The sequence below is a fragment of the Arthrobacter sp. GW460-12-1-14-TSB2 genome (assembly GCF_059423525.1).
The window spans coordinates 25,392-42,002 of the sequence record NZ_JBWKYC010000028.1; the positions used below are offsets into that span (position 1 = coordinate 25,392).

The 16,611-nt window shown below is 67.1% G+C and carries 15 protein-coding genes, 1 pseudogene and 1 riboswitch; of the genes and pseudogenes, 5 read left to right on the forward strand and 11 right to left on the reverse strand.

What is annotated here, in order from left to right; all coding sequences use genetic code 11:
* Positions 1–45 precede the first annotated feature (45 nt).
* The 4 genes from AC07YR_RS21435 to AC07YR_RS21450 form a co-directional block, all read right to left on the reverse strand.
* Positions 46–1,569, reverse strand: coding sequence for a UDP-N-acetylglucosamine 1-carboxyvinyltransferase (locus AC07YR_RS21435; protein WP_494735191.1), 1,524 nt, complete (start codon positions 1,567–1,569; stop codon positions 46–48).
* 105 nt (positions 1,570–1,674) lie between these two features.
* Complete coding sequence (locus tag AC07YR_RS21440) at positions 1,675–2,478, reverse strand: energy-coupling factor transporter transmembrane component T family protein (RefSeq protein WP_436059013.1); 804 nt, start codon at positions 2,476–2,478, stop codon at positions 1,675–1,677.
* Complete coding sequence (locus AC07YR_RS21445; RefSeq protein ID WP_436059014.1) at positions 2,475–4,136, reverse strand: ABC transporter ATP-binding protein; 1,662 nt, start codon at positions 4,134–4,136, stop codon at positions 2,475–2,477. The genes AC07YR_RS21440 and AC07YR_RS21445 overlap by 4 nt, the downstream gene beginning before the upstream one ends.
* 16 nt (positions 4,137–4,152) lie before the next feature.
* A complete protein-coding gene (locus AC07YR_RS21450; protein ID WP_055807022.1) occupies positions 4,153–4,785 on the reverse strand; it encodes an ECF transporter S component in 633 nt (210 codons plus the stop codon).
* A 73-nt stretch (positions 4,786–4,858) separates the two neighbouring features.
* Positions 4,859–4,999, reverse strand: a riboswitch (TPP riboswitch).
* A 151-nt stretch (positions 5,000–5,150) separates the two neighbouring features.
* Here AC07YR_RS21450 and AC07YR_RS21455 point away from each other — a divergent pair.
* Positions 5,151–5,414: a DUF4235 domain-containing protein gene (locus AC07YR_RS21455; protein WP_055807026.1), complete on the forward strand. Its 264-nt coding sequence runs from the start codon at positions 5,151–5,153 to the stop codon at positions 5,412–5,414.
* A gap of 25 nt (positions 5,415–5,439) precedes the next feature.
* Here AC07YR_RS21455 and mnhG read toward each other — a convergent pair whose 3' ends face one another.
* The 6 genes from mnhG to AC07YR_RS21485 are packed head-to-tail and all read right to left on the reverse strand — an operon-like array spanning position 5,440 to position 11,979.
* Positions 5,440–5,916 carry a monovalent cation/H(+) antiporter subunit G gene (gene mnhG / locus AC07YR_RS21460; RefSeq protein ID WP_436059015.1) on the reverse strand — a complete coding sequence of 159 codons (477 nt, stop codon included), beginning with the start codon at positions 5,914–5,916 and terminating at the stop codon, positions 5,440–5,442.
* On the reverse strand, positions 5,906–6,184 hold the full coding sequence (locus tag AC07YR_RS21465; protein ID WP_028270962.1) for an MrpF/PhaF family protein: 279 nt from the start codon (positions 6,182–6,184) through the stop codon (positions 5,906–5,908). The genes mnhG and AC07YR_RS21465 overlap by 11 nt, the downstream gene beginning before the upstream one ends.
* Positions 6,181–6,726: a Na+/H+ antiporter subunit E gene (locus tag AC07YR_RS21470; RefSeq protein ID WP_436059016.1), complete on the reverse strand. Its 546-nt coding sequence runs from the start codon at positions 6,724–6,726 to the stop codon at positions 6,181–6,183. Before AC07YR_RS21470 ends, AC07YR_RS21465 begins: the two co-directional genes overlap by 4 nt.
* Positions 6,723–8,363 (reverse strand): Na+/H+ antiporter subunit D, encoded by a 1,641-nt coding sequence (locus AC07YR_RS21475; protein WP_494735192.1) that lies wholly within the window; start codon positions 8,361–8,363, stop codon positions 6,723–6,725. Before AC07YR_RS21475 ends, AC07YR_RS21470 begins: the two co-directional genes overlap by 4 nt.
* Positions 8,360–8,947 carry a Na(+)/H(+) antiporter subunit C gene (locus AC07YR_RS21480; protein ID WP_436059018.1) on the reverse strand — a complete coding sequence of 196 codons (588 nt, stop codon included), beginning with the start codon at positions 8,945–8,947 and terminating at the stop codon, positions 8,360–8,362. Before AC07YR_RS21480 ends, AC07YR_RS21475 begins: the two co-directional genes overlap by 4 nt.
* Complete coding sequence (locus AC07YR_RS21485) at positions 8,944–11,979, reverse strand: Na+/H+ antiporter subunit A (RefSeq protein WP_494735193.1); 3,036 nt, start codon at positions 11,977–11,979, stop codon at positions 8,944–8,946. The genes AC07YR_RS21480 and AC07YR_RS21485 overlap by 4 nt, the downstream gene beginning before the upstream one ends.
* Positions 11,980–12,183: 204 nt before the next feature.
* Between AC07YR_RS21485 and AC07YR_RS21490 the strand changes: the two genes are divergently transcribed.
* From AC07YR_RS21490 to AC07YR_RS21500, 3 genes are all read left to right on the forward strand, one after another.
* Positions 12,184–13,587 (forward strand): MFS transporter, encoded by a 1,404-nt coding sequence (locus tag AC07YR_RS21490; RefSeq protein ID WP_436059020.1) that lies wholly within the window; start codon positions 12,184–12,186, stop codon positions 13,585–13,587.
* A 64-nt stretch (positions 13,588–13,651) separates the two neighbouring features.
* A complete protein-coding gene (locus tag AC07YR_RS21495) occupies positions 13,652–14,134 on the forward strand; it encodes a cation:proton antiporter regulatory subunit (protein ID WP_436059021.1) in 483 nt (160 codons plus the stop codon).
* Between the two features lie 5 nt (positions 14,135–14,139).
* On the forward strand, positions 14,140–15,330 hold the full coding sequence (locus AC07YR_RS21500; protein WP_494735194.1) for a cation:proton antiporter: 1,191 nt from the start codon (positions 14,140–14,142) through the stop codon (positions 15,328–15,330).
* A 103-nt stretch (positions 15,331–15,433) separates the two neighbouring features.
* On the opposite strand, the gene dcd is transcribed toward AC07YR_RS21500, so the two are convergent.
* A complete protein-coding gene (gene dcd / locus AC07YR_RS21505) occupies positions 15,434–16,009 on the reverse strand; it encodes a dCTP deaminase (protein ID WP_028270970.1) in 576 nt (191 codons plus the stop codon).
* Between the two features lie 155 nt (positions 16,010–16,164).
* Here dcd and AC07YR_RS21510 point away from each other — a divergent pair.
* Positions 16,165–16,611, forward strand: a pseudogene (locus AC07YR_RS21510) (CAP domain-containing protein); the annotation flags it as partial.

Here is a 16,611-nt window from a genome sequence, read left to right on the forward strand (position 1 = left end):
CCCCCGTGGCGGGCGGTTAGACAGGCGCCGTCACATAGCCGTCGTTTAGTCCTGGAAGTACTCGATCTTCGCGCCGATGGTGTTGAGGCGCTCGGCCAGGTCCTCGTACCCGCGCTCAATCACGTAGATGTTGCGCAGCTCCGAAACCCCGCGGGCGGCCAGCATGGCCAGCAGGATGCACGCGGCCGGGCGGAGGGCCGGCGGGCAGCCCACTTCGGCTGCGCGCCACCGCGTGGGTCCGTTCACGTAGATCCGGTGCGGATCCAGGAGCTGGACGCGGGCTCCCAGCTTGTTCAACTCGGTCAGGTAGATGGCGCGGTTCTCGTAGACCCAGTCGTGGATCATGGTCTGGCCTTCCGCGTTGCCGGCAATGACGGCGAAGAACGGCAGGTTGTCGATGTTCAGGCCGGGAAACGGCATGGGGTGGATCTTGTCCGTGGGGGCATGCAGCGCGGAAGGCTTCGTGGTGACGTCCACCAGCCGGGTGCGGCCGTTGCGGGCAAAGTACTCCCCGGAGATCTCCAGTTCCTGGCCCATCTGCTCCAGGGTGGCGAGCTCGATCTCCATGAATTCGATGGGAACCCGGCGGATGGTGACCTCGGAGTTGGTCACGATGCCGGCGGTGATCAGGCTCATCGCCTCGATGGGGTCCTCGGACGGGAAGTATTCGATGTCGACGTCGATGGACGGCTGCCCCGAGATCTTCAGCGTAGTGGTCCCCACGCCGTCGATCTCCACTCCCAGGCCCTGCAGGTAGAAGCAGAGGTCCTGGACCATGTAATTGGGGCTGGCGTTGCGGATCACCGTGGTGCCGCGGCGGTGGGCGGCCGCCATGATGGCGTTTTCGGTGACCGTGTCACCGCGTTCGCTCAGCACGAAGGTGCGGTTGTCGCCGTCGGCCGGAGGTGCCTGCACGGAATAGAAGCCGGACGTCGCTTCCACCGACAGGCCGAACTGGCGCAGGGCCTGCATGTGCGGCTCCACGGTGCGGGTGCCCAGGTCGCAGCCGCCCGCGTACGGAAGCCGGTACTCGGCGGATTCGTCCAGGAGCGGCCCCAGCAGCATGATCACGCTGCGGGTGCGGCGGGCCGCCTCCACGTCCATGGAGCCGAGGTCCAGGACGGCGGGGCGGCGGATCTGCAGATCGTTGGCATTGAGCCAGGTGCATTCGACGCCGATGCTGGTGAGGACCTCCACGATCCGGTTCACTTCCTCGATCCGGGCCAGCCGGCGCAGCGTGGTGGTGCCGCGGTTGATGAGGCTCGCGCAGAGAAGGGCCACGCCGGCGTTCTTGCTGCTGTTCACGTCCACCGACCCGGACAGCGTGCGGCCGCCTTCCACCCGGAGGTGCGTCATCTGCGGCCGTCCCACCTTGACGATGCTGCGTCCCACAATTGCTTCGAGCCGCTGGATCATCTTGAGGCTGAGGTTCTGCTTGCCCTGCTCCATCCGGGCGATGGCGCTCTGGCTGGTGCCCAGCTCGCCGGCAAGCTGCCCCTGGGTCCAGCCCTTCTCGGTGCGGGCATCGCGGAGCAGCAGGCCTACGTGTTCAGCAGTCTCTTGAGTCATAAGACGAAAATATCACCCATGAGCTATTAAGCGGCGCGAAACGCCGGAAACTGCAGTTGAAGTCACAGAATATCCACTTCGTGCGATATGTCGGTGACGTGTGGCCTATTTCTGCTCGAGAAACACCATGTTCCAGGTTCCCGCGCTGACGGCCGCCCATACGGCCGCGGCCGCAATCAACAGCCCGCCGAGGACCACCCAGACGTCCAGGGTGCTGTACGTGGACTCCCGCGCCCACGTCCGCTGCGCACCGCCGAACCCCCGCGCCTCCATCGTGACGGCGAGCCGGGACGCCCGGCGGACGGCCTGGACCAAGAGTCCGAAGCTCTGCCCCAGCGTTGCCCGGAGCCGCTGCACCGGGCTTCCGTGCGAGCCCACGCCGCGGGCGCGCCGGGCCATGCCGATGGTCTGCCATTCCTCAGCCATCAGGCCCACGAGCCGCATGGCGGCCAGAGTGCCCAGCACGAACCTGTGCGGCAGCCTGGCCTTCTGGGCGAGGGCGTCCGCCAGGTCCGTGGGATCCGTGCAGCTCATCAGCAGCACCGCGGGCAGGGCGATCGCCACTCCCCGCAGCAGGAAACCCAGCCCCAGCTCCAGCGAGCCTTCGCTGATGGACCAGATGCCGACGTCGAGCAGGATCCTTCCAGTGTCCGGCGCCAGGATCGAGGTGCTCCAGCCGCCCAGCGCCGCCGCCAGGATCAGCGGCCAGCCGCGCTGCCAGAGCAACGCGACGGTCAGTCCGGCCAGCGGGAAGAGCAGCAGTTCGAAAGCCAGGGCCACGGAGGCGGACACCCAGTCGATGGACAGCGCCAGCACCACGGTCATCAGCATGACGACGGCGAACTTGGCCAGCGGATTGGCCCGCGTGAGCAGGGCGTGGTTCGCGGTTAGGGTCAAGGCGTCCCTCACGGTGCTGCCACCTCCGGGTTGCGCAGGCCCGGTTCCTGCCCGGCGAATTTGAGTTCGGGCGCACCCAGTTTCAGCTCGGTGCCGCCCAGGACGTCGCTGAACTCCTGGTCGTGGGTCACGGACACCACGGCGGTGCCGGCGTCGAGCAGTTCCGACAGGAAGGACGCCAGCTCCGCCCAGGTGTTGGCGTCCTGGCCGAAGGTGGGCTCGTCCAGGATCAGCACCCGGGGATGGGCGGCCAGCACGGTGGCCACGGACAGCCTGCGCTTCTCGCCACCCGAGAGAGTGTAGGGGTTCGCGTCCACGAGCTTGGTCAGCCGGAGGCGCTCCAGGAGTTCATCCACGCGTTCCTCGCCATGGCCAAGATGCCGCGGACCGAACATCAGCTCGTCCAGCACCCGGCCGGTGACGAACTGATGCTCCGGTTCCTGGAACACGGTACCGATCCGCGCGATCAGCTGCTCCGCCTTCCACTTGTACGGGTCAATGCCGGCGCCTTCGCTGAGGTCCACCGTGGCGGAAACGTTGCCGGCCACCGGGCGCAACAGCCCGGCGAGGGTCAGGGCAAACGTGGACTTGCCGGATCCGTTCGGGCCCGTGATGGTCAGCGCCTGCCCGGCCCGGACCTGCGCCGTAATGCCGGATTGCACCGGTACCGGCGGAACCGCCTTGAACCGGCGCCGGCGTGGACGTTCGCGGGAAACGGCTAGGCGCTCCGCGGCCAGCAGGAGGTTCCCGTTACCGGGCACACCCGCGGCCGCCGGCACTCCCGCGCCGTTCACTCCCGCACCGTGCGCTCCCGCGGCACCCACCAGTGCGGCACCGGACCGTGCCCGGGTGGCGGGCACGTACCCGGGCACCCAGACGCCGGCGGCAACGAGCATGTCCCGGGCTTCTGCCAGGACCTGGTCCGGCGGCCCGTCCAGGAGCACTGCGGAATCCGTGGCCGAACCCGGCTGCAGCACCACGATCCGGTCCACCAGGTCTTTCCACACGCCCACCCGGTGTTCCACCACCACCAGCGTTGCCCCGGTCTTGTCCAAGCACCGGCCCACGGCGTCCCGGACCTCCAGGACCCCTGCGGGGTCAAGGTTGGCGGTGGGCTCGTCGAGGAGCAGCAGTCCCGGGCGCATGGCAAGGATGCCGGCGAGCGCCAGGCGCTGCTTCTGTCCGCCGGAAAGGGCCGACGTCGGGTGGTCCAGCGGCAGGCGGGCCAGCCCGACGTCGTCGAGCGCTTCTCCCACGCGTGTCCAGATGTCCGCACGAGGCACGGCAAGGTTCTCGGCGCCGAAGGCGACGTCGTCCCCCACGCGGGAAAGGACCACCTGCGTCTCGGGGTCCTGCTGCATCAGGCCGGCGCGGCCGCGCTGTGCACGCGGCGGGGCGCCGTCGATCAGGAGGGTGCCCGTCTCGTCTGAGTCGTCGGCGTCCGGCACGCCCTCGTGGTGGGCGCCGGCGTCGCTGTCGCCGAGCACGCCGGCGAGGGCGTGCAGCAGCGTCGATTTGCCGGCGCCGGAGGGGCCCAGCAGCAGCACGCGTTCGCCCGGCTGAATGTCCAGGTCCAGGCCGCGGACGGCGGGCCGGGACCGGCCGGCGTGCCGCCAGCCCCAGCCGCGTGCCGTGACCGCTGCCGGGCGGACGTTGTCCGAAGATGTCATGAGCGGGGTGCGTTCGTCAGGAGAAGACGGGCTCCGTTGCTGCCTTGCGGGAGGCAAAGGAGCTGAGCACACCGGTCCGGGCCAGGCCGCGGGTGGCGACCCAGGACAGCGCACCGGCAATGATGGCGCCGGAAATGGCGGTGAAAATGATGTAAGCGAGCTTGTCGCCGGCAGCGTAGGCGATGTTCCAGCCCCACGGAGCGAACGAGTCGTTCAGGCCGCAGAAGAGGCCTGCACCGGCACCGGCCAGCAACGAAACGGGCAGGTTGAACTTCTTGTAAACGAACACCGCGAAGATGATTTCGGCGCCGAGCCCCTGCACGAAGCCGGAGAACAGCACCGAGGCGCCGTACTGCGAGCCCATGATCAGCTCGCCGGTGGCAGCCACCGTTTCACAGAACAGGGCGGCTCCGGGCTTGCGGATGATCAGCATGCCCAGGACGGCGGGAATCATCCAGCCGCCGGCGATGAGGCCGGTCAGGGGCGGGTAAACGGCGTTCATGGCCGGCGAAACGGCGGCGGCCCCCTGGGACCAGGCCCAGAAAATGACGCCGCCGGCCACTGCGATCAACGCAGCCACCACAATGTCCACCACGCGCCAGGTGTACTTGCTGTGCGGCAACGCCTGCTTTGCAGAAATATCAGTCATGTCGTCCTCCTGAGGTACAGGAGGGGAGAGTGTTTCCCGGCCAGGGCCGCGGCTTCCGCCGCCTGCTGCCGGACACTCTGAGAACTCGACTCCCTTGCGCCGGTACTAACCGGATCAGGTTCGAGGGTCTGCGGCTGCCCGCACTCTCAGCGCCCGCCTCCGGTTCCTGGACTGCTCCAGTGACCCCGACGGCGACGCTCCCCTGTCGTATTAATTCGCCCTTATGGGCGTGGCTCAGTTTACACCCGCAGGCCCGCGAAATCCCGGGGCCGACTGTCACAATGCGCGGTGATGGGGGCGGGCTGATGCGGCTAGGCTAGGGGAAGCCCTGTTTCCGCCGTCTCCCACCTGTAAGGGGTACTGGAATGAGTTTTTTCATCAAGCTGCTTGGAACCGGAGTGAGCCTGCTGGCCGGATTCGCCGGCACGAAGGCCGTTGACGTCGTCTGGGAAAAGGTCACCGGCCGCAAGCCCCCCAAGGGCGACAAGAACGACGTCCCCACCACCCTGCGCAGCGCCCTGACCTTTGCGCTGATCTCCGCGGCTGTCAGCGCCATCATCCAGGTCCTGGCCAACCGGGGCACGCAGCGTGCCATCACCCGCTTCGCCAAGAGCCAGGACATCGTCTAGGCCCCAACCTTCCTACGGGGTCCCCCTAGGCTGGGGCGCCGTCATCGGCGGGACCGTCGTCGTGCGCTGCGCGTTTGTCCGGGTCCTGCCTGCCTGAGTCCTGCCTGCCCGGGTCCTGCCTATCGGCGGTTTTCTTGTCCGCTGCCTTCTGCACCACGGCCTCCAGCTCGTCCGTCGTCAGCAGCTCCCTGTGCAGGTGCTTGGTGCGGTAGCCGGCCCGGCCCACCATGTGCGCGGACACGGGAACGGTGAGGACCTGGAAGATCCACGCCACGAACAGCACGGGCCACACCCACCAGGTCCGCAGCTGCAGGCCAACCGAAGCCAGCAGCAGGAATAGGCCCAGCACCTGCGGCTTGGTGGCGGCGTGCATCCTGCTCATCAGGTCGGGGAAGCGCAACAGGCCAATGGCCGCGCCGAGGGACATCACGGCGCCCACCACCATAAAAACGGCCGAGACTGCGTCAATGATGGTGTCGACGGCGGATGGTTCAGGATTCATTGGGGTGCTCCCGCCGGTCGGCCACGAAGCGCGCCACCGTGACGGACCCGATGAACCCGATGATGGACAGCGCCACCAGCAGCATCAGGTTGTTCAGGTGCCGGTTCACGGCCATGTCGATGCAGAGCGTGGCCCCGATGATGGCCAGCAGCACGTCCGAGGCCAGCACCCGGTCCAACAGCGACGGGCCGATGGCGATCCGGACAATGGCGCCCGCTGCCGCCAGTGACAGGATCACGGCCGTTACGGTCAGGACGACTTCCATCATGCGCCCACCTCCTGTTTCAGTGCGGCCAGTTCTTCACGCGTGCCCATGATCCTGATCAGTGCTGCCTCGGCATCCCGGACTTCCTTGCGCAGGCTCACGATGTCCTCCCCGCTCCGCACGTTCAGCCCGTGGATGTAGAGCGTGGACGTGGAGCGGTCCACCTCCACCACCAGTGAGCCGGGAATCAGCGAGATGACGTGGCCGGTGGCAGTGACCATCAGGTCCGAATGGCTGCGGAGCTGGACGGCGACGACGGCGTTGGTCACCTTGGGGCCGCGGGCCACTGCCAGGTACAGCACCTGGCAGCTGGCGGCCACCACCTTGCCAAGGAAGACGATGGCAAACGGGACGGCACGCACAATGCTGAACCGGCCGCCCAGTTCCACCGGGGGCAGGTAGAACAACCGCGCCACCACCACGGCGATGAGGGCGCCGAACAGGAGGTTTCCGGGGCTGAAGTCCTGCCACAGCGCACACCAGACAAACACGAGCCAGACGAGGAGGGGCAGTTCCTGCCGGATAGAGATCCGTCGGCGGTTCATTTCTGGCCCTCCGGCTGCGGGCCTTCCGGCTGCGGGACCGCAGGTTCAGGCTGCGCGATCGGGGGCACGGGAGCGTTTTCGCCCAGCACCGCCTGGATGTAGGAGGACCTGTCCAGCATGTCCACGGCCGACTGGTCCGCCACCCTGAAGAGCGGCCCGGCGAAGACGGTGAGCGCCACGCCGAAGGCAACGAGCCCCAGGGTTGATCCCACCATGGTCCGCGGCAAGAGCGTGACGTTGCGTTTGCCCGCCCGGTCGCCGGTGTCGGAGTCCTCGGGGGCCGCCAGCAGCACGGGGTCGGGGTTCTCTGCGTCCTCGGGCTTGCGCCAGAATGCGCGGTTCCACACGCGGGCGACGGCAAGGAGCGTCAGCAGGCTGGTCACGACGCCTCCGACCACCAGGGCGTAGGCCAGCGGGGTGCCGAGCTGCACGCCGGCCTGCAGCAGCCCGAGCTTGCCCAGGAAGCCGGAGAACGGCGGGATTCCGGCCAGGTTCATGGCGGGTATGAAGAACAGCAGGGCCAGGATCGGGGACAGCTTGGCCAGGCCGGCCACCCGGTCGATCGACGAGCTTCCGCCGCGGCGTTCGATCAGGCCCGTGACCAGGAACAGGCTGGTCTGGATGGTGATGTGGTGGGCCACGTAGAACACCGCCGCGCCGAGCCCTGCCACGGAGGACATGGCAAGCCCGAACACCATGTAGCCGATGTGGCTCACCAGGGTGAATGAGAGCAGACGCTTGATATCGCTCTGAGCCAGGGCACCCAGGATTCCCACCACCATGGTCAGCAGTGCAGCCACCATCAGCGGGGTGTTCAGCGAGTCCCCCGGGAAGAGGAGCGTCTCGGTGCGCACCATCGCGTAAACGCCCACCTTGGTCAGCAAGCCGGCGAACACGGCCGTGACGGGGGCCGGCGCGGTGGGGTACGAGTCAGGCAGCCAGAAGGACAGCGGGAAGATGGCCGCCTTGATGCCGAAGGCCACCAACAGCATCACGTGCAGCAGCATCCGCGTACCGGAGTCCAGGTCTGCGAGCTTGATGGCCAGGTCCGCCATGTTGATGGTTCCGGTGGCCCCGTAAATCATGGCGATGGCGATCAGGAATAGGACGGACGACACCACGGAGACCACCACGTAGGTCACGCCGGCACGGATGCGGGGGCCCGTTCCTCCGAGCGTCATCAGCACGTAGCTTGCCGTCAGCAGGATCTCGAACCCCACGTAGAGGTTGAAGAGGTCCCCGGACAGGAACGCGTTGGACACCCCGGCCACCAGGATCAGGTAGGTGGGGTGGAAAATCGAGAGCGGTGCGTCCTGGTCGCCGTCGGCCATGCCCTGGCCGGTGGCGTACACCAGCACGGCGAGGCTGACCGTGGAGGAGACCACCAGCATCAGGGACGAGAACTGGTCCACCACCATCACGATGCCCCACGGGGGCAGCCAGCCGCCGATGTTGACGGCAGCCGTTCCGCCGTCCCAGACGGAGGCCAGCAGCACACACTCCAGGAGGAGGGTCAGCGCGAGCAGCGTAATACTGACGGCCCGCTGGGCCCGCGAGTGCCGGATCAGCACGAACGTCAGGGCGGCACCGAGGATGGGAAGTACGACGGCGAGCGGGGCAAAGCTTGCGATGTTCACTTCACGCCTCCTTCCGGGCCGGGGGTCACGTTTTGGGAGCCGGGCTGCTCTTCCGCGGCGGCGTCCTTGGCTTTGATCGTGCGGGCGCCCGCCTTCACGGTCGCGCCACCGTCCCCGGGGCCGGAAACGCCCGAGTCGGAAATTCCCCTGCCGTCCGAGCCGATCATTGTCAGCGGAAACTCGGAGGTCTCCACCGGAATCTCGGAGTCGTCCTCGGCATCGAAGCTGGGGGTTTCGGCGACGCGGATATCTTCCACGTCGTCCTGGATCTCATCGCGGCGGGCCAGCACCCAGGTTCGGTAGATGATGCCCAGCATGAACGCGGTCACCGCGAAGGAGATCACGATCGAGGTCAGGATCAGTGCCTGCGGGAGGGGGTCGTTGTAGTCGCGGGGGTCCGTGTCCTTGCTGAACATGGGCGCCAGGCCGGCGTAGCCGCCCGTGGCGAGGATCAGCAGGTTGGTGGCGTTGGCCAGCAGCATCAGGCCCAGCAGCACCCTGGTGAGGCTGCGTTCCATGATCAGGTAGATGCCGCAGGCATAGAGCGCGCCCATGACTGTCAGCAATGTCAGGTTGACGCTCATGCCTTCCCCCTCCCGGTGGTTTCGGCGGGAACGCCTTCGGGTTCCTGCCCTTCGGTCTCGCCGGCGGGGTCTTCTTCAAAATGTTCATCGATTTCGGCGCCCAGGCTGCGCAGCACGTCCAGCACCAGGCCCACCACCACGATGTAGACGCCGATGTCGAAAATAGTGGAGGTGACGAACTTGATGTCGCCGAATACCGGCAGCCACAGTTCGATAATGGCGCTCTGGAAAACCTGCCCGCCCAGCAGCAGCGGCACCACCCCGGATGCCGCGGCCGTAGCCAGCCCGATGCCCAGGAGCGTTCCGGCGCCCACCGGGGTGGCCTCCCGTAGTTCAAAGCGGCCGCCGGCAAGGTACCGGATGGTCAAGGCGAGCCCGGCCGTCAGTCCGCCGGCGAAGCCGCCGCCGGGAAGGTTATGGCCGGCCAGCAGGAGGTAGACGGAGAACACGATCATCGAGTGGAACACCAGGCGCGTCACCACTTCGAAGATGATGGAGCGGCGCTCGGGAGCCATGGTGCGCCCGGCCACCAGCCAGGCATCCCGGGTGGATGCTGCGAACTTGCGGCTCAGCGCCAGTGCGGCGCTGTCACGCGAGCTCTGGCCTGCGGCGGACCGCCGCCCCACTGTGCCCTCGGCCACGGACGTCGAGGCGCGGATGCCGTCGCCGCGTCCCTTCACGAAGATGAGGCTCGCCACGCCGGTGGCGGCGAGCGCCAGCACGGAGATCTCCCCGAAGGTGTCCCACGCCCGGATGTCGACGAGGGTGACGTTGACGACGTTCAGTCCGCCGCCGCCTTCATAGGCCAGCCGCGGGAACTCCAGCGCGACGGGGGTCGCAACCCGTGCACCCATGGCGTAGATGGCCACGAAGATCATGGTGACTCCGAACGCCACACCGATGATCACGCGGATCACCCGGTACTTGCCACCGGTGCGGTCGCGGAGTTCGGCCGGCAGGCTGCGCATGGCCAGGACGAACGCCACCAGGATGATGGTTTCCACCAGCATCTGGGTCAGGGCGAGGTCCGGTGCACCCTGGAGTGCGAACATCAGGGCGATGCCGTAGCCGGTCACGGAGACCATCAGCACCGCGAGGAACCGCTTGTTGGCCCGGACGGCCGCCAGCGCACCGATCACGATGCCGGCACCGGCCACCAGCTGCAGCGGCGAATTGGGATCGATGAAGTACAGGCCGTCGGGCAGTGGCTTCCCGGCAATGAGCAGCGCGGTCAGCGGAAGCGCGAACGCCACCGTCAGGATCACTGCGAGGTAGAAGAACAGCGAACCACGCTGCGTGCGTCCCGTAACCCAGACGGCAACGTCGTCCAGGGCGCCGATCGTCACCTGGTAGGCGCGGTCGCCATCCACCCACGCCGGCACGCGGCCCTGGGCACGGGCAACGATGCTGCGGCCGTAGAACATGGCCAGGCCCAGAACGAAGGTGATGGCCGTCAGGCCGAGTGCAGGGGTGAGGCCGTGCCACAGCGCGAGGTGCCCCGCGGCGCTGGCCGGATCCCCGCCGTCGTGCACGAAGTCCGCAGCGTACGGCTGGATCCACGCGTCCACCGGTGCCGGCCACAGGCCGTAGACGATGGTGAGGAGGCTCAGCAAGGCCGGGGCGGCGAGGAAGGACGGCTTGATGGCCTTGAACGGGGTGGGCTCGATGCCCGGTTTCGACGCGAAGGCGCCCCACATGAAGCGTGCGCTGTAGGCGAAGGTGAGGATGGACCCCAGGACCAGCCCTGCGATGACCACCATGCCCCAGGCACCGGAATCCGATGCCGTGCCGTAGTGCACGAAGGCCTCGAACACCGATTCCTTCGCCACGAACCCTGCCAGCGGCGGGATGCCGGCCATCGAGGCGGCACCGACGGCCGCGACAACCGCCAGTGCACGTGAGGACGTGTAGACGCCGGACAGCTTGCGGAGGTCACGGGTTCCGGACTGGTGGTCGATGATGCCCACCACCAGGAACAGGGTGGCTTTGAAGAGTCCGTGGGCCAGGAGGAGGGCCAGCCCGGCCAGCGCCGCGTCCGGCTTGCCGAGGCCCACCACCATGGTGAGGAAGCCCAGCTGGCTGACCGTGCCGTAGGCGAGGATCAGCTTGATGTCGGTCTGCCGGAGCGCGCGGTACCCGCCCACCAGCATGGTGGCCAGGCCCAGCCCCAGCACCATGGGCAGCCAGTACGCCGTTTCCGCGAACCCCGGCGCCAGCCGCGCCACGAGGTAGACGCCGGCCTTCACCATGGCCGCGGCGTGGAGGTATGCGCTCACCGGGGTGGGCGCCGCCATGGCACCGGGGAGCCAGAAATGGAACGGGATCAGCGCGGATTTCGTCACGGCACCGATGAGGATCAGGACGACGGCGGCCGCTACGGCCCCCGCTGCCGGCCCGGTCGCCAGCCCGGGGGCCAGCTCCAGGATGGACGAGATCCGGTAGGTTCCGGCGCTGAAGCCCAGGATGATGAGGCCCACGAGCATGGCCAGGCCGCCCGCGGTGGTGACCATCAGGGCCTGCAGGGCCGAGCGCCGGGCGGACAGCCTGGTGCGGGCGTAGCCGATCAGCAGGTAGGACAGGACGGTGGTGAGTTCCCAGAAGATGAACATCAGGAGCAGGTCATCGGCCGTGACCAGGCCGAACATCGCCCCGGCAAACGCCAGGAGCTGGGCGCCGAAGCCGCCGAGGTTGCTGTCCTTGTTCTTGAAGTAACGGGCGCAATAGACCAGCACCAGGGCGCCCACGCCGAGCACCAGCAGGGACATGATCCAGGCCAGCGGGTCCATCCGGAACGCGAGCTCGATCTTGAGCTCAGGAATCCAGGGAAGGAGCTCGGTGACCGCGCTGCCCGTGGAGGAGTGCGCCGCCTGGCCTGCCGCGACCTGGTACACGGCACCGTGCTGAAGGAGGAGCCAGACAAACGAGCCTGCGGGGACCGCAGCCAGCGCGTAGAACGAGTTCCTGCGGAATTTCCTGAAGAGAAACGGCGCCACAGCGGCCACCGCGAAATGCACGGCAAGGACTGTGATCACAGGTATCTCCGCAACGTCAGGATTTCGATTGTCAAAAGTTGGAGCAGGCGGTCATTCGTCAGGTTCGGTGCAGACAGTTTATCAAGCGGACGCAAACACTTTTGCCAGCGACCCGTCCGCTGAGCCGCGGATTCCCCGTGGCGCCGGGGAATTTCCACCGCCCCTTCACTCGCCGTTTAGCTAGGGGCGGATAGCATTCAGCCTATGAACCCCGCCACCGCCTCAGCGGCTACGCAGCCCCCGTCCGAGCTGGAGTCCGGAACACTGGCCACCAGCAAGGGCAAGGTCCTCGCCTGGGCCGCCTGGGACTGGGGCTCGGCGGCCTTCAACGCCGTGATGACCACATTCGTGTTCACGGTGTACCTGACGTCCAAAGCATTCGGCGGCGAGGACCAGGCCTCGGCGGTGCTGGGCGGCGCCCTGGCGATCGCGGGCGCGGCCATCGCCGTCCTGGCGCCCGTGACGGGCCAGCGTTCGGACACCGGCGGCCGCCGGAAGTTGTGGCTGGGAATCAACACGGCCGCTGTCGCGGTCCTGACCGGATTGTGCTTCTTTGTCTTTCCGCGGCCGGAGTTCCTCCTGCTGGGCGTCACGCTCATCGCCCTCGGCAACGTCTTCTTCGAATTCGCCGGGGTGAACTACAACGCCATGCTGGCGCAGATTTCCACCCCAAAGAACATCGGCAAGGTCAGCGGCTTCGGCTGGGGCATGGGCTACCTGGGCGGCATCGTCGCGCTGCTGATCGTGCTGCAGCTGTTCGTCCAGCCCAGCTTCGCGTGGTTCGGGGCCTCCACCGAGGACAGCCTCAACATCCGCCTCGTCGCGGTGTTCTCCGCGCTCTGGTTTTTCATCTTTGCGTTACCCGTCCTGTTCGCGGTGCCGGAGCTGCCCCGGCCGCAGCAGGCCGCCAGGCTGGGGTTCCTGGCCTCCTACGGTTTGCTGGTGCGCCGTATCAAAGCGATCTACCGCACCAGCCCGCACACCATCTTCTTCCTCCTCGCCAGCGCCATCTTCCGGGACGGACTGGCCGCCGTCTTCACGTTCGGCGGGATCATCGCTGCGGGAACCTTCGGCTTCGAACTGAAGGAAGTCATCTTCTTCGCCATCTTCGGCAACATCGTGGCGGCGGTGGGAGCGATGATCGGCGGCTTCCTGGACGACCGCATCGGGCCAAAAGCCGTCATCATCGGTTCGCTCGTCGGACTGCTGATTGCCGGCACGGTCATCCTGGTCCTGGGCAACGGCAGCTATGTCTTCTTCGGGCAGGCCTGGGCGGGCACCACCACCTTCTGGGTGTTCGGGCTCTTCCTGTGCCTCTTCGTGGGGCCGGCCCAGTCCTCCTCGCGTGCCTACCTTGCCCGGCTGGCGCCGCACGGCGAATCCGGGGAGCTCTTTGGCCTCTACGCCACCACCGGCCGCGCAGTCAGCTTCCTGGCGCCGACGCTCTTCACCCTGTGCATCGCCGTGGCCTCGCCGCTCGTGGCGCCGGGGGAAGCCCAGCGGTGGGGCATCCTCGGCATCATGGTGGTGCTGCTGGCAGGGCTGCTGGTGCTGCTGCCGGTCAAGCCGCCGGGAAAGGTGGAAATCGCGGTCGTTCCCGCGGCCTGAGCAGGCAGCGGGGAATTCGCCGTTTCAGCCCTCCAACGCCCTCTGCGCGGACTAGGCTGGTGCCATGAACGTGGATGAGACAGACCTCCCTGGCCTCGGCAGGCGCAAGGATTTCATGACCGCTTCGGGGCGCCGCATCGGCGTGGTGGAGTACCGCGAAGGGCAGACCGAACTGATCGTTTCCACGTGGGACGATCCGGACACGTGCCAGGCGTCCATTCCCCTGACCGCCGAAGAAGCCGCCGCCCTGGGCAACCTGCTGGGCGGGCAGCGGCTGGCGATGCAACTCTCCGAAGAGCACCGCGAAATCCCCGGGATCGTCACACGCCAGTTCTCCATTGCCGGAGACTCGCCGTTCCATAACCAGCCCATGGGCAAGGCCTGCATCCGCACCCGCAGCGGCGTCTCCATCGTTGCCATCATGCGGGAAGGCGAGGTGCTCCCCTCCCCCGGACCCGACGTCGTCCTTCACCCCGGTGACCTGCTCGTGGCGGTGGGAACGCAAGAAGGCCTAGATACGGCGGCCGATATCCTGCGCAACGGCTGAGCGGCATGGACCCGCTCGCGCTAACCCTCATCGAGCTGGGGGCCGTCGTGTTCTGCCTTGGCCTGCTGGCCAGGCTGGCCGGGCGGATCGGGATGTCCCCCATTCCCCTATATTTGGTGGGCGGGCTGTTTTTCGGGGCCGGCGGCCTGGTCAAACTCGAAGGCATGCACGAATTCGCACATCTTTCGAGCGAGATCGGCGTGATCCTCCTGCTGCTTATGCTCGGATTGGAATATACGGCGGCGGAGCTGGTCACCGGGCTGCGCCGGTCATGGCAGGCCGGCGTTCTGGACCTCGTGCTGAACTTCATTCCCGGGGCAGCGCTGGCCGTTCTGCTCGGCTGGGGCCTGGTGGGAGCCATGGTGATGGGCGGCGTCACGTACATCTCCTCCTCCGGCATTGCGGCAAAGGTGATCACGGACCTCGGCCGGATCGGTAACCGCGAAACCCCGGTGGTGCTGTCCATCCTGGTGTTCGAGGACCTTGCGATGGCCATCTACCTGCCCATCCTCACGGCCACCCTTGCCGGGGTCAGCTTCCTGGTGGGACTGCAGACCGTCGGGATTTCACTGGCCGTCGTCACGGTGGTGCTGGTGGTGGCCCTCCGGCACGGGCACCATGTGTCCAAGGCGGTGCACAGCGAAAATTCCGAGGTGTTCCTGTTGAACCTCCTCGGCGCTGCGCTCCTGGTTGCCGGCCTTGCCGCTGCCATGCAGGTCTCGGCCGCAGTGGGGGCGTTCATGCTGGGCATCGCCATATCAGGCGCCACCGCTCACAGCGCGACCCGGATCCTCGAGCCGCTGCGGGATTTATTCGCCGCCATCTTTTTCGTGGTCTTTGGCCTCAACACCGACCCCTCGTCCATCCCGCCGGTCCTGGGGTGGGCGCTGATCCTGGCGGTCCTCACGGCCGTCACCAAGATGATCACGGGAATCTGGGCGGCCAAGCGGGCAGGAATTGCCCTGCCGGGCCGTTTCCGCGCCGGGGCCGCATTGATTGCCCGCGGTGAGTTCTCCATCGTCATCGCCGGGCTGGCAGTAGCGTCCGGCGTGGTGCCGCACGACCTCGCTGCGCTGGCCACGGCCTACGTGCTCATCATGGCCATCATGGGCCCGCTGGCGGCACGCTACGTGGAGCCGGTGGTCAAGATGTTCCGCCGTCCGGCGAAACCCCGGCCGGCCGCCCGCCCCATCTGACGCTCTCTCAGATGCTGCCGCTTCTCGGGCGACGCTCTCTCAGATGCTGCCGCTTTTCGGGCGACGCTCTCTCAGATCCTGCCGCTTCTCGGGCGACGCTCTCTCAGATCTCGGTGCGGTGGAAGTTCAGGTAGCTGCGGCTGGCGGTGGGGCCGCGCTGGCCCTGGTAGCGGTTGCCATACTCACCGGAGCCGTAGGGGAATTCCGCGGCCGAGCTCAGCCTGAAGAAGCACAACTGGCCGATTTTCATGCCTGGCCACAGCTTGATGGGCAGCGTTGCCATGTTGGAAAGCTCCAGCGTGACGTGCCCGGAGAACCCGGGATCGATGAACCCTGCCGTGGAGTGCGTCAGCAGCCCCAGCCGCCCCAGCGAAGACTTTCCCTCAAGGCGCGCCGCAATATCGTCCGGCAGCGTGACGGTCTCATAGGTTGAGCCCAGCACGAACTCGCCCGGATGCAGGATGAATGGCTCTCCCGCGTCCACTTCCACCAGCCGCGTCAGCTCAGGCTGGTCCTCGGCGGGGTCGATGTGCGCGTACTTGTGGTTGTCGAACAACCGGAAGAACCGGTCAATCCGGACGTCCACGGAGGACGGCTGGACCATCACCGGGTCATACGGGTCCAGGACAATCCGTTGGGAATCAATTTCGGCACGAATATCGCGGTCAGAGATCAGCACACTCAAAAATACCGCATCCATTGCCGCCCCCGTTTTGCAGCGTTACTGTTGCTGCTGTTACGAAATGTCATCGTCGATACAGAATGAGGTTGATGTTGCGGTTGTGACGGTGCACCTCCCTTTGAAGGGGCGGCACCAAAGGATCTGGGGTTGGCTTGAGGAAAATTTCGGCACGGACACTGGCGGCCATGATCTGCGCTCTGGCTCTCATTCCGCCTGCCGCCGGCCAGCTGGGGGGATCTTCCTCAAGCCCGGAACCCCTCTCCTCCTCTGCGGCCGGTCATCAAACGGCGGGTCAACAGACACCGAGCGTCGCCTTGGGCACGCCGTCGTTCGCGTACGACGGCGGCACGGACGCCGCAGGTAGCGCACAGGGCCAGCGGCTCGCCCCCGCCGTGGACCCCAACATCACTCACGGGACCCAAACCGGAGCCGCTGCCGCTTTGGCCGCCACCGGAGGAACGACGCCCGCGGCCCCCGCCGGGACCCTGTCCACCGAAGCTCAGCCGGACTTCCCGGCAGCCGAGGGTTCCCCGCCCGAGCCGGTGTCCATCCCGCCGCTGTCCGCCACGGAGTCGGACCTCGCAGCCATCCCCCAGGCC

Bases quoted from the DNA above. Each gene is read 5' to 3' on its own strand.
- AC07YR_RS21435 (WP_494735191.1), bottom strand. From the start codon at position 1,569: ATGACTCAAGAGACTGCTGAACACGTAGGCCTGCTGCTCCGCGATGCC.
- AC07YR_RS21445 (WP_436059014.1), bottom strand. From the start codon at position 4,136: ATGACATCTTCGGACAACGTCCGCCCGGCAGCGGTCACGGCACGCGGC.
- AC07YR_RS21450 (WP_055807022.1), bottom strand. From the start codon at position 4,785: ATGACTGATATTTCTGCAAAGCAGGCGTTGCCGCACAGCAAGTACACC.
- AC07YR_RS21455 (WP_055807026.1), top strand. From the start codon at position 5,151: ATGAGTTTTTTCATCAAGCTGCTTGGAACCGGAGTGAGCCTGCTGGCC.
- mnhG (WP_436059015.1), bottom strand. From the start codon at position 5,916: ATGAATCCTGAACCATCCGCCGTCGACACCATCATTGACGCAGTCTCG.
- AC07YR_RS21465 (WP_028270962.1), bottom strand. From the start codon at position 6,184: ATGATGGAAGTCGTCCTGACCGTAACGGCCGTGATCCTGTCACTGGCG.
- AC07YR_RS21470 (WP_436059016.1), bottom strand. From the start codon at position 6,726: ATGAACCGCCGACGGATCTCTATCCGGCAGGAACTGCCCCTCCTCGTC.
- AC07YR_RS21480 (WP_436059018.1), bottom strand. From the start codon at position 8,947: ATGAGCGTCAACCTGACATTGCTGACAGTCATGGGCGCGCTCTATGCC.
- AC07YR_RS21490 (WP_436059020.1), top strand. From the start codon at position 12,184: ATGAACCCCGCCACCGCCTCAGCGGCTACGCAGCCCCCGTCCGAGCTG.
- AC07YR_RS21495 (WP_436059021.1), top strand. From the start codon at position 13,652: ATGAACGTGGATGAGACAGACCTCCCTGGCCTCGGCAGGCGCAAGGAT.
- AC07YR_RS21500 (WP_494735194.1), top strand. From the start codon at position 14,140: ATGGACCCGCTCGCGCTAACCCTCATCGAGCTGGGGGCCGTCGTGTTC.